Origin of the sequence: Cyanobium sp. Copco_Reservoir_LC18 (assembly GCF_009834675.1) — a bacterium.
Taxonomy (GTDB): domain Bacteria; phylum Cyanobacteriota; class Cyanobacteriia; order PCC-6307; family Cyanobiaceae; genus Cyanobium; species Cyanobium minutissimum.
On record NZ_ASAC01000002.1, the window covers coordinates 13,442 to 28,661 of the forward strand.

General features: G+C 72.1%; 19 protein-coding genes. 10 read left to right on the plus strand and 9 right to left on the minus strand.

The window, feature by feature from the left end; translation table 11 throughout:
- Positions 1-58: 58 nt before the first annotated feature.
- Positions 59-1,669, plus strand: coding sequence for a B12-binding domain-containing radical SAM protein (locus tag L107_RS00100; RefSeq protein ID WP_106223003.1), 1,611 nt, complete (start codon positions 59-61; stop codon positions 1,667-1,669).
- 54 nt (positions 1,670-1,723) lie between these two features.
- Positions 1,724-2,248 (plus strand): hypothetical protein, encoded by a 525-nt coding sequence (locus L107_RS00105; RefSeq protein ID WP_159815884.1) that lies wholly within the window; start codon positions 1,724-1,726, stop codon positions 2,246-2,248.
- Between the two features lie 23 nt (positions 2,249-2,271).
- On the opposite strand, the gene L107_RS00110 is transcribed toward L107_RS00105, so the two are convergent.
- Positions 2,272-2,655, minus strand: a complete 384-nt coding sequence (locus tag L107_RS00110; protein WP_159815885.1) for a DUF4346 domain-containing protein — start codon at positions 2,653-2,655, stop codon at positions 2,272-2,274.
- On the minus strand, positions 2,618-3,844 hold the full coding sequence (locus tag L107_RS00115) for a GNAT family N-acetyltransferase (protein WP_159815886.1): 1,227 nt from the start codon (positions 3,842-3,844) through the stop codon (positions 2,618-2,620). Before L107_RS00115 ends, L107_RS00110 begins: the two co-directional genes overlap by 38 nt.
- Before the next feature lie 80 nt (positions 3,845-3,924).
- On the opposite strand from L107_RS00115, the gene L107_RS00120 reads away from it, so the two are divergent.
- A complete protein-coding gene (locus L107_RS00120) occupies positions 3,925-4,362 on the plus strand; it encodes a hypothetical protein (RefSeq protein ID WP_159815887.1) in 438 nt (145 codons plus the stop codon).
- On the opposite strand, the gene L107_RS00125 is transcribed toward L107_RS00120, so the two are convergent.
- Together L107_RS00125 and L107_RS00130 are read right to left on the minus strand one after the other, a co-directional pair.
- Positions 4,344-5,027 carry a dihydrofolate reductase family protein gene (locus L107_RS00125; protein WP_159815888.1) on the minus strand — a complete coding sequence of 228 codons (684 nt, stop codon included), beginning with the start codon at positions 5,025-5,027 and terminating at the stop codon, positions 4,344-4,346. The genes L107_RS00120 and L107_RS00125 overlap by 19 nt on opposite strands.
- Complete coding sequence (locus tag L107_RS00130) at positions 5,024-5,986, minus strand: 6-carboxytetrahydropterin synthase (protein WP_159815889.1); 963 nt, start codon at positions 5,984-5,986, stop codon at positions 5,024-5,026. The genes L107_RS00125 and L107_RS00130 overlap by 4 nt, the downstream gene beginning before the upstream one ends.
- A 63-nt stretch (positions 5,987-6,049) precedes the next feature.
- Here L107_RS00130 and L107_RS00135 point away from each other — a divergent pair, with 63 nt between their 5' ends.
- Positions 6,050-6,697, plus strand: coding sequence for a shikimate kinase (locus tag L107_RS00135; protein WP_159815890.1), 648 nt, complete (start codon positions 6,050-6,052; stop codon positions 6,695-6,697).
- Between the two features lie 15 nt (positions 6,698-6,712).
- Here L107_RS00135 and L107_RS00140 read toward each other — a convergent pair whose 3' ends face one another.
- Both L107_RS00140 and L107_RS00145 read right to left on the minus strand, forming a co-directional pair.
- Positions 6,713-6,973, minus strand: a complete 261-nt coding sequence (locus L107_RS00140) for a chlororespiratory reduction protein 7 (RefSeq protein WP_159815900.1) — start codon at positions 6,971-6,973, stop codon at positions 6,713-6,715.
- A 59-nt stretch (positions 6,974-7,032) separates the two neighbouring features.
- Complete coding sequence (locus tag L107_RS00145) at positions 7,033-7,752, minus strand: glutathione S-transferase family protein (RefSeq protein ID WP_159815891.1); 720 nt, start codon at positions 7,750-7,752, stop codon at positions 7,033-7,035.
- A 75-nt stretch (positions 7,753-7,827) separates the two neighbouring features.
- Between L107_RS00145 and L107_RS00150 the strand changes: the two genes are divergently transcribed.
- From L107_RS00150 to L107_RS00170, 5 genes are read left to right on the plus strand one after another with little or no spacing between them, the layout of a single operon-like run.
- A complete protein-coding gene (locus tag L107_RS00150; RefSeq protein WP_094587370.1) occupies positions 7,828-8,034 on the plus strand; it encodes a DUF751 family protein in 207 nt (68 codons plus the stop codon).
- 2 nt (positions 8,035-8,036) lie between these two features.
- On the plus strand, positions 8,037-8,474 hold the full coding sequence (rbfA, locus tag L107_RS00155; RefSeq protein ID WP_159815892.1) for a 30S ribosome-binding factor RbfA: 438 nt from the start codon (positions 8,037-8,039) through the stop codon (positions 8,472-8,474).
- Between the two features lie 8 nt (positions 8,475-8,482).
- Positions 8,483-10,174 carry a glycoside hydrolase family 3 N-terminal domain-containing protein gene (locus tag L107_RS00160; RefSeq protein ID WP_159815893.1) on the plus strand — a complete coding sequence of 564 codons (1,692 nt, stop codon included), beginning with the start codon at positions 8,483-8,485 and terminating at the stop codon, positions 10,172-10,174.
- Positions 10,175-10,227: 53 nt separating this feature from the next.
- Positions 10,228-11,421, plus strand: a complete 1,194-nt coding sequence (locus L107_RS00165) for a glycosyltransferase (RefSeq protein ID WP_159815894.1) — start codon at positions 10,228-10,230, stop codon at positions 11,419-11,421.
- Complete coding sequence (locus L107_RS00170) at positions 11,421-12,224, plus strand: uroporphyrinogen-III synthase (protein WP_159815895.1); 804 nt, start codon at positions 11,421-11,423, stop codon at positions 12,222-12,224. Before L107_RS00165 ends, L107_RS00170 begins: the two co-directional genes overlap by 1 nt.
- On the opposite strand, the gene L107_RS00175 is transcribed toward L107_RS00170, so the two are convergent.
- The 3 genes from L107_RS00175 to zds are packed head-to-tail and all read right to left on the minus strand — an operon-like array spanning position 12,208 to position 14,642.
- Positions 12,208-12,675, minus strand: coding sequence for a hypothetical protein (locus L107_RS00175; RefSeq protein WP_159815896.1), 468 nt, complete (start codon positions 12,673-12,675; stop codon positions 12,208-12,210). The two genes, L107_RS00170 and L107_RS00175, sit on opposite strands and share 17 nt — an antisense overlap.
- A gap of 46 nt (positions 12,676-12,721) precedes the next feature.
- Positions 12,722-13,156, minus strand: coding sequence for an SRPBCC family protein (locus L107_RS00180; protein ID WP_159815897.1), 435 nt, complete (start codon positions 13,154-13,156; stop codon positions 12,722-12,724).
- Positions 13,157-13,166: 10 nt separating this feature from the next.
- Complete coding sequence (zds, locus tag L107_RS00185) at positions 13,167-14,642, minus strand: 9,9'-di-cis-zeta-carotene desaturase (protein WP_159815898.1); 1,476 nt, start codon at positions 14,640-14,642, stop codon at positions 13,167-13,169.
- 129 nt (positions 14,643-14,771) lie between these two features.
- On the opposite strand from zds, the gene L107_RS00190 reads away from it, so the two are divergent.
- A complete protein-coding gene (locus L107_RS00190) occupies positions 14,772-15,188 on the plus strand; it encodes an iron-sulfur cluster assembly accessory protein (RefSeq protein WP_159815899.1) in 417 nt (138 codons plus the stop codon).
- Positions 15,189-15,220: the final 32 nt, after the last annotated feature.

Below are 15,220 nucleotides of genomic sequence, written 5' to 3' on the forward strand. Positions count from 1 at the left end.
CCCACGGACGATCCAAACCGGACCATCCACCCCGGACCATCCACCAAGCCCCTGCAGCATGCGCACCCTCTTCATCTATCCCGAGTTCCCGAAGACGTTCTGGAGCTACGAAAAGATCCTCGAGCTGGTGAACCGCAAGGTTCTCCTTCCCCCGCTCGGCATGGTCACCGTGGCGGCCCTGCTGCCCCAGACCTGGGAGATGAAGCTGGTCGACCGCAACGTCCGCGAAGTGACGGAGGCCGAGTGGAACTGGGCGGAACTGGTGGTGATCTCCGGAATGATCGTCCAGAAGGCCGATATGGCGGCCCAGATCGCCAAGGCCAAGCAGCGGGGCCTGCCGGTGGCGGTGGGCGGCCCCTTCGCCAGCTCCACCCCCGACGCCCCTGAGCTGCAGCTGGCCGATTTCAAGGTGCTCGACGAAGGGGAGATCACCCTGCCGATGTTCATCGAGGCGATCGAGCGCGGCGAGCGCCAGGGGCGGTTCAGCGCCGAAGGGGAGAAGCCCGACGTCACCGGCACCCCCATCCCCCGCTTCGACCTGCTCGAGCTGGACGCCTACGACTCCATGTCGGTCCAGTTCTCCCGCGGCTGCCCGTTCCAGTGCGAGTTCTGCGACATCATCGTGCTCTACGGGCGCAAACCGCGCACCAAGACTCCCGACCAGCTGGTGGCGGAGCTCCAGTACCTGTACGACCTCGGCTGGCGCCGCTCGATCTTCCTGGTCGACGACAACTTCATCGGCAACAAGCGCAACGCCAAGCTGCTGCTGCCGGAGATCAAGCGCTGGCAGATCGACCACGGCTACCCCTTCAGCTTCGCCACCGAGGCCTCCGTGGACCTCGCCTCCGATGAGGAGATGATGCTGATGATGGCCGAGGCCCGCTTCGACAGCGTCTTCCTCGGCATCGAGACGCCCGATGAGGCCAGCCTCGAGACGGCCCGCAAGCTGCAGAACACCCGCAGCTCCCTTGAGGAGTCGGTCGACCGGATCACCTCCTACGGCATCCGGGTGATGGCGGGCTTCATCATCGGCTTCGACGGCGAGAAGCCCGGTGCCGGCGATCGCATCGTCGAGTTCGTCAGCCGCACCGGCATCCCCGCCGCGATGATGGGGATGCTGCAGGCCCTGCCCAACACCGGTCTCTGGCACCGCCTCGAGAAGGAAGGCCGGCTGGTCCAGGAGAAGACCGACGCCAAGGGCGTCAACCAGACCAACCTGCTCAACTTTGTGCCCACCCGGCCGATCCGCCAGATCGCCAACGAGTACGTCGACGCCTTCTGCCGCCTCTACGAGCCGAACGCCTACATCGACCGGGTCACGCACTACTACCTGAAGATGGGCCAGCCCCGCTGGCAGCAGTACGTGAAGGCTGCGGCCTTCGGCAAGGCAAGCCTGCCCAGCTGGACCGATGTGCGCGCCCTGCTGATCGTGATCTGGCGTCAGGGGCTGAAGCGCGACACCCGCGGTCGCTTCTGGCGCTCCCTGTTCACCATCGCCCGCCGCAACCCCAACAACCTGGAGCAGTTCCTGGTCACCCTCGCCCACAACGAGCACTTCCAGGAGTACCGGGGCGTGGTGACCCGCGAGATCCAGGATCAGCTCGCCGCCCTGCCCCCGGAACCGCCCGAGGGTTCGCGCGAAACCACCCGGGAGCTCCAGCCGGCCTAGGCCAGGTCAGGGCCGTCCCCGGGAGTAGGTTCCGACCACTGCATCAGTGACCCATTGACGCGGAAGACCCCCGAGCCGAACGGGCGGTTCCCCCGAACCACGGCCCTGGCCCTGGTGGCCGGATGCGGCCTGCTGGGCCTGGCCCTGAGCCGCTGGGATCCCCTGGGGTCCCAGTCGATACTCTGCCGCCACCGGGACGACCCCACCGGGCGGATCGACTTCCGCGTCGACGTGGGCCGGGGGAAAGACCGGGTGCGCTTCGCCGACGGTCAGACCCTGCCGGTGAAGAGCTCCCGCGACCGGATCACCTTTCTGGAAAAGGAATCCAACAACTTCCACCTCGCCGACAACGACGGCGATGAGGTGGCCTTGGGCCATGCCCCCACCAGCCAGCAGCTCCCCGGCATCGCGGCGGTGAAGCCCCCGACGGTGCTGCATCCGGATCAGCACCACGACGTGGAGCACCACACCACGATCGACCGCCGTGCCCTCACCTTCGAGGAACACGCCCTGGAGAAGGGGGGCGGCCTGGGGGTCCTGATGATGGACGGTCGCTGCCGTCTGGTCGCCGCCGGCTGAACAGGTTCCGGGGCGGGCTGGACCTAGTCCTGCACGTAGGGCAGGCCCGACGCGAGGCACTGCTCCGCCTTCTGGAGCTCCCGGCCCAGGTAGAGGGCGTGGTCGAGCCGCGACAGGGGATGGGGGCCGTCCCCCTCGGTCAGGGCGATGCCGAGTTCCTTGGCACTGCGGCCCCGATACACGGCCCGGGGGGCCCGCGGGTCGCCGCCCCGGCAGCTGAGCACCTCACCGGTGTCGGGGTCGGTGGCCAGGCCCCGTTCATCGATGCCGTTGCCATAGTGCTCGGCCACCAGCTCACCGGCGGCGGCATCCACCTTGATCAGGAAATAGCCCGCCGCGTCGAGGTGGATGAAGCGCTGGGAAAGCGCCTCATCCAGGCTCTGGCGGGGGGTCGGGTCGGGGTGCATGGGGGGGATCGTAGGAAGCGGTGAAGGGGAGCTCCGCGTTCATCGCCGCGATCGCCGCCTGCATCTCCCGGTTGGCGCCCGGCAGCCAGTCCCGCAGGATGGCGTCGAAGCGGGGGTCGTACCAGCGGTGCAGGCTGGCCCGGGGCTGGGCCACGAAGCCCCGGCGCCGCTTGTGGCTGCCGCCGGCCCCGGGATCGAAGCTCTCCAGGCCGCGCTCGATGGCCCAGGCGATCGGGGCGTAGTAGCAGACCTCGAAGTGCAGGTTGTCGAGTTCGATGTCGCTGCCCCAGTAGCGGCCCCAGAGGCCGGGGGCCTCATGCACGCAGAGCGACATGGCCAGGGGCTGCATCGGATCGCCCCGATGGGCGCTGAACAGCACCAGGTGCTGGCGCAGGTCGGTGGCGGCCGCCTGGAAGAAGGATTCGGTGAGGTACTTGCTGCCCCAGGGCCCCCAGCGGCTGCAGTGCTGCTCGTAGAACCGGTGCATGCGCTCCAGCAGGCGCGGCGGGATCGCCTCCCCCGCCAGGGGCGTGACCGTCAGCCCCGCCTCGGCCACGGAACGGCGTTCGCGGCGGATGTTGCGGCGCTGGTTGGCGTTGAAGCTGGCCAGATAGGCCTCGAAGTCGGCATGGCCCGGGTTGCGCCATTCGCTCTGCTGGTTGATCCACAGGGCGCAGCCGGCGGCCTCCGCCAGGGGCTGCCAGGCGGGATCCACATAGAGGAAGTTGCAGCTGAGGATCCCCTGGCGCCGGCAGAAGCCGTCGATCTCGGCCAGCATCCGCCGGGTGAGGGCCGCCCCATCCTCGCCGGGGGCCACATGGAACCGGTAGCCCTGCACCGGGCTCACCGGGCTCATGCCGACGAGCTTGGGGTAGTAGCGCAGCCCGAGCTGGCCGGCGAGCTGGGCGAAGGACTGGTCGAAGACGAATTCCCCGTAGCTGTGGCCCTTCAGGTACAGGGGCGCCAGGGCCACCAGCCACCCGCCGCGCCAGAGCCCCAGGTGACAGGGCTGCCAGCCCTGGCGGGGCACGATGCTGCCGCTGGCCTCCAGGTGGTGCAGCCAGCGCCAGCCGTAGAAGGGGCGATCGACCGCCGCGGTCGTGGCCCCGGCGCCGCCCACCAGGGCCTGCCACTGGTCTTCCGGGATCTCGCGCGTTGCCTGGTGCCAGCGGACTTGCAGCTCGGCCATGGCCGCTGGCAACGCAGGGGGGACGGGGCAGGAGCAAAACTAACGGTTGATTCCCTGCGACCGAGCGTCCTTCCCCCGCCATGGCCAAGCCCCTGCGGATCCTGATGCTCCTGACGGCCGCCGCGGCGCTGGTGGTGCCGGCGGCCCCCGCCCGGGCCGGACTGCTGCGGCCGGTGCTGATGCTGCTGCGTCCCCAGCTGGAGAACCAGCTGACCAGGGTCTGCGTGGAGACGGTCTCGGCTGGCCGGGCCGACCTGGAGAAGAGCCTGCAGGATCCCTGTCGCAAGCTGGCGGTGCCCACCAGCAAGTGCCTGATCGAGGAGACCGACAACAGCGGCCGCAGCCTGGGGGTGCTCACCGAGATGGTCAGCGGCCGCTTCGGCGATGACAGCGAAGAGGTGGTCAAGCGCTGTCTGGCCAGGATGTTCGGCCTGCCCACCGACAGCCTGCGGGACATGCCGCTGCGGGAACTGGGCCGGCGTTTCGGCAGCTACGGCCTTCAGGAGGTCACGCCCTGAGCCCCGGGCCGCCGCCAGCGCAGCAGCAGCTCCTCCCCCGGCAGCGCCCGGTGCTCCACCAGCCGCCAGCCCGTGCGGGCCCCCGGAGCCACGCAGGCGTCGGCCGGCAGCCAGCCATGGGGCCCGCCCAGCAGACGGGGGCAGACGGTGAGCTGGAGTTCATCGAGCAGGTCCTCGGCCGCCAGGGCCGCCGCCAGCTGGGCCCCGCCGAGCACGGCAATGCGCCTCTGACCCAGGGCCGCCAGGGCCGCCAGGGCCTGGGGCCAGCTCTCCATGGGCAGGCGACGCCCGAAGCCCTCGGCGGGGGCCTCAGAGGGCACCGGGGCGGCCTGGAGCAGCCAGCGCTCCAGGGGCTGGCGAAAGAAGGGCAACGCGGCGGGCAGCCGGCCGCTGCGGCTGACGGCGATGGCGATCGGCTGGGCGGCGCGGCCCTGGCAGCGGCGGGCCGCCAGCAGGCCGGGGCTGTGGATCAGGCAGGTGCTGCCGTGGCGCCGCAGGGTCTCAGCGCCCACCAGGGCCGCATCGGCCCAGGCCAGGGCCTCCTCCAGCACCTGCCGATCAGCAGCGCCCCCCAGCTGGGCCGCCCCCCCTTCGGCGGGTGCCAGGCGGCCGTCGAGGCTGACCGCCAGCACAAGCCGCAGCTCGGCCGTTGCCGCCGGACTCAAACGGCCGCGAGGGCTTCGAGGGCGGCGGGGACCATCTCCAGCTGGGGGGTCTCGGCGAAGACCTCGGCGGCGTTGTTGGGACTCTCCTGCAGACGCACCTTGTGCAGCCGGGCGCCGGTGGCGGCGATGGGGGCACTGAGCAGGTCGGCGATGTGGAGGGCGATGTTCTCCGCGGTGGGAACGCACGCGGCGAAGTGGGCCACGTCCTTGTTCAGGAAGGTGTGGTCGAAGGGCTCCACCACCAGCTCGTCCACGAGGCGCTGCAGCTGGGCGAGGTCGCAGACCATGCCGGTGCGGGCATCGATCGGACCCCGCACGGTGACGTCGAGCAGGTAGTTGTGGCCGTGGCCGTGGGGGCGGGCGCACTTGCCGTAGATCGCCTCGTTCTCGCCCTGGCTGAGCTCGGGGCGGGCCAGGCGGTGGGCCGCGGCGAAGTGGGTGCGGATCGAGAGGAAGGCTTCCATGGGATCGATGGTGGGACCGCAGAGCACGTCGGCCCAGAGGTTGGGGTGTTCGTGGAGGCGCAGGGCCACCAGGGGCAGATGGGGGGCCAGGCGCTGGCGGATCGCCAGCAGCAGGGCCTCGGTGGTGGGCAGCCGGCCCTCGGGGCGGGAGAGGTCGAACTCGGGCCAGACCTCGTTGAGGAAACGGAAGTCGAGCGGCTCGGTCACCTCCCGCCGGATGGCGTGCTTGACGTCGGAGAGGTTGAGCACCATGCCGTCGGCGTCGAGCGGGCCGCCCATCGCCACGGTGAGTTCGTAGTTGTGGCCGTGGCCCGGAGCCAGGCTGCAGCGGCCGAAGCGCCGCGTGTTCTCGGCGTCATCCAGTTCCGGCAGCCGGTAGAGGTGGCTGGCGCTGAAGGTCGCCCGGCGGGTGATCACGCAGAGGCGGCCACGCCCATGGGCGGCGGTGGTGGGGGAGGGTGCCGCCGGAGGGGCGGTCAACCGGGTTGCGGTCATCGCCGAGGCCCAGGGAACGCCCATCCTAGAAACGGGGTCCGGACCGCCGCCGACCGCACACCCATGGCCCCAGACGATGACGCCCTGCCCCGCCCCTCGCACCGGGACCTGGCCCGCCGTCTCGATGGCCTCAACATCTACCTGGTGGGGATGATGGGGGCCGGCAAGAGCGCCGTGGGACGCCCCCTGGCCGAAGCCCTCGGCTATCGCTTCATCGATGCCGATGCCGCCCTGACAGAGGTGGCCGGCCGGCCGATCGCCGAGATCTTCGCCAGCGAAGGGGAGGACGCCTTCCGCACCCTGGAGACCGCCGTGCTCAACGGCATCGCCAGCTGGCATTCCCTGGTGGTGGCCACCGGCGGCGGGGCGGTGACCCGGCCGGAGAACTGGGGTCACATGCGCCAGGGGCTGGTGGTGTGGCTCGACGCCCCGGAGGAGGAGCTGCTGCGCCGTCTGGCCGCCGACCCCACCCCCAGGCCGCTGCTCGATGCCCCCGATCCCGCCGCCCGGCTGGAGGCGCTGCTGCGCGGGCGCCGGCCCCTCTATGCCCAGGCCGACCTGACGGTGACCCAGCACGGGGGGCCTCCCGCCGCGGTGGCCCGCCAGGTGCTCGAGGCCCTGCCCTCGGTGCTGCGGGACCCTTCCCGGCCTCCGGCCGACCCCGTCCGGCTCCAGGACGCCGACGGGCAGGCCCGCGCCTCGCTCAACTGAGGGCCGCCGGAGCGGTTAGGCCGGCGGCTCCAGCCGTACGGCGAACCACTGGATCGCGCAGCCCGGGGCCAGTTCCAGTTCGCAGGCGGTGTCCAGCAGCCGGCCGGCCCGGGCCTCGGGATCAGCCAGATCGGCCAGGTCAGCCGGGGGCTCGGCCAGGGCCGCCAGGTGGCCGGCCAGCCAGTCCTGGGTCTCGGCGGCGCTGAGGATGCTTTCGCCCTTGCCGGGCTCCAGCACCACGTAGTGGTCGAGCTCCCGCAGCAGCGGATCGGACACGGCCAGAACAACGGCGGCCCCCATCCTGGCCGGTGGTGGCCCTGCGCCGGCGGAAGGCCTCAGCCCCGACCCACCGCGGCGTGCACCCGGTCGCGCCAGGAGAACAGGGGCTCCAGCAGCGGGTTGTCGGCGATGCCCTCCACCCCGCGCCCCGCCAGGGGGGCGCCGGCGCAGGCCGGGAACTTCAGCAGATACAGCTGGGCCGCCACGGCGATGTCCGCCAGGGTGAGCCCGTCGCCCTCCAGGTAGGGGCGCTCGCTGACCAGAAGGGCGAGCTGCTCGAGGCTGCGGTGCAGCTGGCGCACCTCACAGGGCCCGAGCAGGTCGCGCATCGCCTCGGTGGCGGAGCCGAGCAGGCCGCCGGGCAGGGCCCCCACCAGATCCCGCAGGGGCGCGGGGGTGGCCTCGGGCAACAGGGCGGCGCGCAGCACCGGATCGGTGGCCGCGGCCTGGAGCAGGGCCAGACGGGCGCCGCGGGCCAGGGCGGTGTCGGCCCAGTCCTCCAGCAGCAGCACCCGGGCGCGGGCGACCGGATCGGCCGGCAGCAGGGGCGGCTCGGGGTGGGTGGCCTCCAGATGCAGGGCGATGGCCGTGGAATCGGCGATCACCTCGCCCCCATCCACCAGCACCGGCACCTGCCGCTGCCCGGAGAGACGGAACAGCTCCAGCTGCCCAAGGCCGGGGGTCACCTCGATGATGGTGGCCTCGAGTCCCTTGCGGGCCAGGAGCAACCGCACCTTCTCGCAGAAGGCGGAATGTCTGAACTGATGCAGCTCCATGGACCCTCCGGGCCGGCTGGGCGTGGCCCCGGGCGGCAGAGTAGCCAGCATCCGTCCAGGACCGTCGCCGAGGCCATGAAGGACTTCTTCGTCAATGTGACGCGCTATCCGCGCTATCTGATCGCCTTCAGCCTGGGGGTGTTCAACTCGGTGTTCGAGCCCCTGGCGCGGCGCCGCAGCAACCCGGTCACGGCGGTGGCGCTGGTGGGCGCCCTGATCAGCGGACTGGTCAGCCTCACCCTGGTGCTGCGTGCCATGGTGCAGTCGGCACCGCTGTCGTAGTCATGGCCCAGAGCCGACGGGTGGAACGGGTGGCGGCCCTGATCCGCCGTGAGGTGAGCGAGCTGCTGATGAGCGGCATCAAGGACGAGCGGGTCCACCACGGCATGGTCAGCGTCACCAACGTTGAGGTGGCCGGCGACCTGCAGCACTGCCGGATCTTCGTGAGCATCTTCGGCAGCGCCGAGGATCGCGAGGTGGCCATGGCGGGCCTGCAGGCGGCGTCCGCCTACGTGAAGGGGGAGCTGGGCCGGCGCCTCAAGATGCGCCGCACCCCGGAGGTGGTGTTCGTCCTCGACCGGGGTCTGGAGAAGGGCAACACGGTGCTCGGACTGCTGCAGCGCCTGGAGACGGAGCGGCGCGGGCGGGAGGAGCCGCTGGCGGAGGCGGGCGAGGCGGATGCGGCGGGCGACCGCGGCATCGACAGCGACGCCGACAGCTGATCCCGCCCATGGCTGACCTCCCCGATTCGCCCCAGGCCCCCCTCCCCCCCGAGGCACTGGATCGCCTGGCCGCCGAACTGCTGGTGGTGCGCTGCAGCGGCCATCCCGCCGATGGCCAGCGGCGCTACCCCCGCTGGGAGCTGGACAACGCCAGCCTGCGGCGCCTGCTGGAGCGGGGCGTGGGCGGGGTGATCCTGCTGGGGGGCAGCGCCGCCGAACTGCGGCTGCGCACCCGCCAGCTGGAGGCCTGGGCCGGCGCGCCGCTGCTGCTCTGCGCCGATGTGGAGGAGGGGGTGGGCCAGCGCTTCGAGGGGGCCAGCTGGCTGGTGCCGCCCCTGGCCCTGGCCCGGATCCACGCCGAGGATCCAGCCCTGGCCGTGGATCTGGCCCGGCGCTACGGCGCCTGCACGGGCCGGGAGGCGCGCCAGCTGGGGCTCAACTGGGTGCTCGCCCCGGTCTGCGATGTCAACAACAACCCGGCCAACCCGGTGATCAACGTGCGGGCCTGGGGCGAGGACCCGGCCACGGCCGGGGCCCTGGCGGCCGCCTTCTGCCGCGGCGTCCAGGCCGAAGGCGTGCTCGCCTGCGCCAAGCACTTCCCCGGCCACGGCGACACCGCCAGCGACTCCCACCTGGAGCTGCCCCTCATCCCCCATGGCCGCGGGCGCCTGGAGGCGGTGGAGCTGCCGCCCTTCCGGCAGGCCATCGCGGCGGAGGTGGCCGCGGTGATGACCGGCCACCTGCTGCTGCCGGCCTTCGACCCCCACCATCCGGCCACCCTGTCGCGGGCGGTGCTCACGGGACTGCTGCGCCAGGAGCTCGGTTTCGGGGGGCTGGTCGTCACCGACGCCCTGGTGATGGAGGCGATCGCCGGCCGCTACGGCGCCTCGGAGGCCGCGGTGCTGGCCCTGGAGGCGGGCGCCGACCTGGGGCTGATGCCGGGGGACGCCGACGGGGCGATCGACGCCATCGTGGCGGCGGTGGCCGGCGGCCGGCTGAGCCTGGAGCAACTGCAGGCCAGCCAGCGGCGGCGCCGCCGGGCCCTGGGGCGCTGCCTCGCCGACCCCGACGTCGACCCCCTGGCCCCCCTGGGCGGCCTCAGCAACGGCCCCGCCCCCGCCGACCGGGCGCTGGCCCTGGAGCTGGTGCGGCGCAGCCTGGTGGTGCGGGGGCGGGGCCCGGTGCCCGGCGGCCCCGGGGTGAACCTGATCCGCCTCGACAACAGCCTGGCCTGCCCCTTCCTGCCGGCGGGCGCCCCGGCCCTGGCCCTGCCGGCGGCGGCCGGATGGCGAACCTGCCTGATCGACGGCCAGGGCCCCTCCCCCTGGAGCGGGGACGGGGAGGCCCCCCTGGCCCTGGGGCGGCTGGGCGAGGGGCCGGTGCTGCTGCAGCTGTTCGTGCGCGGCAACCCGTTCCGGGGCCGGGCCGACGGCCCCGACCCCTGGCCGGCGGTGATCCGCCAGCTCCAGGCCGCCGGCCGGCTGGCGGGCCTGGCCGTCTACGGCAGCCCCTATGCCTGGGAGTCCCTGGTCTCCCTTCTGGATCCGGCGGTGCCGGCCGCCTGGTCGCCGGGGCAGATGGCCCTGGCCCAGGGCGAACTGCTGGGCCGCCTCGGCTTCGGGTCCCAGGGGAGCGCCACCCCCGCCGCCTCCGCCAGCACCACCGCCAGCGCCGCGGCCGCGGTGGACTTCACCGACTGAGCCCCCACCGACACCTAGCCTCCTGGCACGACCGTCCTGCCCCGCAGCGTCCGATGCTGAGCCTGTCGATGATCGTGCGCAACGAGGCCGAGCGACTGGAGCGCTGCCTGGCTTCGGTGGCCGGCTTCGTCGACGAGATGGTGGTGGTGGACACCGGCTCCGACGACGGCACCCCTGAAATCGCCGCCGCCTGCGGCGCCAGCGTCCACCACCTCGACTGGCCGGGGGACTTCGCGCCCGCCCGCAACCACGCCCTGGATCTGGTGACGGGCGACTGGGTGCTGGTGCTGGATGCGGATGAATGGCTGCGGCCCGAAGCCCGCGCGCCCCTGCGGGCCCTGATGGAGCAGCCCCGGGTGCTGCTGGTCAACCTGCTGCGCCAGGAGCTGGGGGCCGCCCAGTCGCCCTATTCCAGCGTCAGCCGCCTGTTCCGCCGCCATCCGGCGATCCGATGGAGCCGCCGGTACCACGCCATGGTCGACGACAGCGTGGCCACGCTGCTGGGGCAGGAACCCGACTGGCAGGTGGTGGCCTGCCCGGAGCCGGCCCTGGTGCACGAGGGGTACCGCCCCGAGCTGGTGACCCGGCGCGACAAGGCGGCCCGCCTCCGCGCGGCCATGGAGGCGGAGCTGGCCGCCCGGCCGGGGGATCCCTACGCCTGCGCCAAGCTGGGGGCCCTGGAGGTGAGCCAGGGCCAGCGCCGCCGGGGCCTCGCCCTGCTCGAGGAGGGGCTGGCCCGTGCCGGGGCCGACGACCACGCCGAGCGCTACGAACTGCTCCTCCACCTCGCCATCGCCCGCGGCCCGGACGAACCGGCCGCCGCCGCCGCCCTCTACCGCCAGGCCCTGGCCCTGCCCCTGGATGGACGGCTCAGCGTGGGAGCCCGGCTCAACCTCGGGGCCCTGCTGCTGCGCCAGGGGGAGCTGGAGGAGGCGGCGGCCCTGACGGCAACGGTCACCGACCTCTGCCCGGAACTGCCCCTGGCCTGGTTCAACCTGGGGCTGATCGAACGCCAGCGGGGCCGTCTGCTGGAGGCCATCGAGGCCTACCGCCGGGCCCTGGGCCTGGCCCCGGAGCACGCCGACGCCCAGCGCAACCTGGCGGCGGCCCTGCTGATGGCCGGCGACATTCCCGGCGCCCGCGAGGGGTTCCGGCGGGCGATCGCCCTGCTGGAGGCCCAGGGGGAGCCGCAGCAGGCCCGGGAGCTGGCCCACCGGGCCGGCGCCCTCGTGCGGCTGGACGCCTGATGGACAAGACGTTGCCGCTGGCGGGCCGCACGGTCGCCGTGACCCGGGCCGAAACCCAGCTGGGGGCGGCCCGCCAGCTGTTCGAGCAGGCCGGCGCCGGTGTCATCGACCTGCCGGCCCTGGTGATCGGCCCCCCCGATCTCTGGGGCCCCCTCGACGATGCCCTGGCGGAACTGGATCAGTTCCACTGGATCCTCTTCTCGAGCGCCAATGGTGTGGACGCCGTGGAGCAGCGGCTGGCTCGCCGGGGGAGCAGCCTGGCCGGACGGCCCCGGGGGGTGCGGCTGGCGGCGGTGGGGCGCAAGACCGCCGAGGCCCTGGAGGCCCTGGGGGCCCCCGCCGATTTCGTGCCCCCGGCCTTCGTGGCCGACAGCCTGATCGAGCACTTTCCGGTGTCGGGCTGGGGGCAGCGGCTGCTGCTGCCGCGGGTGCAGAGCGGCGGCCGCACGGTGCTGGCGGAGGCCTTCGCCGCGGCCGGCGCCCGGGTGGTGGAGGTGGCCGCCTACGAGACCCGCTGTCCGGCCGGACTCCCCAGCGGGGCGCTGCAGGCCCTGGAGCGACGCAGGCTGGATGCCATCACCTTCAGCAGCGGCAAGACGGTGGAGCACACCGCCCAGCTGCTGGCCGGCAGCTTCGGGGAAACCTGGCTCGAACGGCTGGAGGGGGTGCGGGTGGTCTCGATCGGCCCCCAGACCAGCCGCCGCTGCCGGGAGCGGCTCGGGAGGGTGGACGAAGAGGCGGACCCCCACGACCTGGAGGGCCTGGTGGAGGCCTGCAGCCGAGCCCTCAGAGCTCGACCTTGACCCGGCGACTGCCGCTCTGCAGGACCAGCCGTCCGTTGGGGACATCCACGGACGCCACACTCCAGCCGGAGGGCAGCAGATCGGTGGTGCGACCGCCGCGGTCCCCCGGGCGCAGGCTGCCGCTGAGCTGCCGGTAGGTCACCACCGCTTCGCTCTGGCCGCCGCTGGCGATGACGCCGGTGACGCGGAAGTCCTTCAGGAAGGGCGGCGGCGTGGCGGCGGCCCGAGCCGTGGTGCCAGCCGCCGCCGCCCCGGGGACCAGCTCAGGCACCAGCGATCCGAAGGGATCCTGCCGACCCATGCGGAAGGCGTTGACCACCTGCTGGGAGGTGGGCAGGGGGGTGAGGCCCTCGGGGACGGCACCGGAGGACGCCGTGGGGGCGGCCGGGCGGGGGGGCGGCGGCGCCGGCGGCGCTTCCGCCGTTGGGGACGCACCGCATCCGGTCAGCATCAGCCCGGTGAGGGCACCGAGCGCGAGGCGCCCGTCGAGGCACCCGTCAGCCCTTCTCCACCAGGTCGCGAAATCGATCAAGGTTGGCCTGCAGTTCTTTGGTGACGATGCCACCCATGATGGTGGGTTCCATCAGGGGTGCAAGCGCGCCGGGAAGTTCATAGCTGACGGTGAGCTTCACCGCCGTGAGGTCGGGCCCGAGGGGATAGAAGCGGACGGCCCCTTTGGTGGGCAGGCCACCCACCGATTCCCAGTGCAGCCTCTGGGAGTTCACCCTTTCGGTGATCCGGGCCTTCCAGTGGAAGCGGAACCCCTGGGCCGCCAGGGTCCAGTCCGTCAGGTCCGGATCGTCCAGGGTGACGACCGACTCGATCCAGCGCATCCAGCGGGGCATGGCCTCCAGATCGCTCCACACCTCCCAGACCCTGCCCACCGGGGCCTGGATCTCGGTGGTGACACTGTGCTCAAGCCATTTCCCCATGGTTGTGCTCCTAGGCCACCGCGGCGCAGGTGGCCAGCGCCACCGGCTGATCCAGGATGGCGGCGGCCGCCAGCCGTCCGCTCATGGTGGCCCCCTCCATCGAATCGATGTAGTCCTGGCGGGTGTAGCTCCCGGCCAGAAAGAAGTTGGCCACGGGGGTGCGCTGGGCGGGGCGGAACGGCTCCATCCCGGGCGCTTCCCGGTAAAGGGACTGGGCCAGTTTCACCACGTTGCTCCAGACGAGCTGGAGGCCGGCGGCGGAGGGGAACAGCTCACGCACCTGACGGTCGGTGTGGGCGACGATCTCCTCCGTCTTCCGGGGGATCCAGGGATCACCGGGGGTGAGCACGCACTGCAGCAGGGAACCCAGGCCCTCCCGCCGGTAGTCGGCCGGGCTGGTCAGGGCGAGGTCGGCGAAACAGCTGAAGTCGGCATCGGCCGTGTACAGAAGGTTGTCGAGGCCAACCGGACGGCCCACGTCGGCCCGGCGGGCGTCGGGGCCGGCGCCGTCGCCCAGCTCGGTCACCCAGCCGTCGTAGCGCAGCTGGACGGTGGCCACCGGCACCGTCTCCAGCCGGTCGATGGCGGCGAACTCGGGGAAACGGCGCCAGGCCTGGGGCAGCAGCCGCTGGGCCCCCGGCACATCGCAGGCGGCCAGGTAGGCGTCGGCCTCCACCCGCTTCTCTCCGTCAGGGGTGCCCAGCACCAGGGACGTGACCACGGTCTGGCCGTTGCGCTCTTCGTGGCGCACCTCGCTGACCCGGTGGCGCAGGTGCAGGCGGCCGCCACGGGCCTGGATGTAATCGAGGATCGGACCGGTCAGCCAGCGGTGGGGGGATCCCTTGAGCAGGTTGAGCTTGGAGGCCTCCGTGCGGGAGGCGAACATCATGAAGATCGTGAGCATGCAGCGGGCCGAGATGGCCTCGCAGTCGATGAAGCCGAGCGCATAGGCGATCGGGTTCCACATCCTCTCAATGCTGCGGGGGCTGCCCCCATGGCTGAGGAACCACTGCTGGAAGCTGATGGCATCGAGGGAGCGGATCACCTTCATCGCCCCCTCGTAATCCACCAGCCCCCGGACGATCGGGCTCGTCCCCAGGGCGAGGGCATTGCGCAGCTTGTCGATCCAGTCGAGCTGGGGGGTGGTGAAGAAGGCCTTGAGGCCGTTGAAGGGGGCCCCGATGGGAAAACGGAAGTCCAGGGCCCGCAGGTCGCCGCCGCGGTTGACGAACAGGTGCCAGTGCTCCTTGGGCAGGAGATTGTCGATGGCCCCCACCTTGCGCATCAGGGCGAAGAGGTTGGCGTAGTTGAAGAAGAAGACGTGCAGCCCCATCTCGATGTGGTTGCCGTCCGGGTCCTCCCAGCTGCCCACCTTGCCCCCCATGAAGGGGCGGGATTCGTACAGATCGACCGTGTGACCGGCGTCGACCAGATCGACGGCCGCGCTCAGACCGGCCAGACCCGCACCCACGATGGCGACCCGCACCCTTCGATTCCCGTTCTGGTCCTGACTCTATGGACCGGAGCCGACCCACGGGGGAGGGATCTCCATAGAGTGGTCGTTCACCGCGTCGTCCGGCGGCCCGATTCCCCCCATCCGACCCCCCTGCGATCGATGAGCAGCCCCACCCAGACCCCGAGGTTCGGTGATCAGGATGCCCTTGCCGTCCACACCGGTGTGGACGGCAAGGGCATCCTGATCACCGAACCGGCCATGCGCCAGCTGGGCACCCTGATGGCGTCCCAGGGGGGCGAGAAGGTGCTGCGGGTGGGCGTGCGCTCCGGCGGCTGCAGCGGCATGAGCTACACGATGGATTTCATCGACGGAGCGGAGATCCTTCCCGACGACGAGACCTACACCTACGAACCCGCCGGCGCCCCCAGCTTCCGGGTGGTGTGCGACCCCAAGAGCCTGCTGTACATCTACGGCATGCAGCTGGATTTCTCGTCGGCCCTGATCGGCGGCGGTTTCAACTTCACCAACCCCAACGCCTCCCAGACCTGCGGCTGCGGCAGCTCCTTCGCCGTCTGAGCCCGGGCCGGTCCCGTGGCATGGGAGTCAGA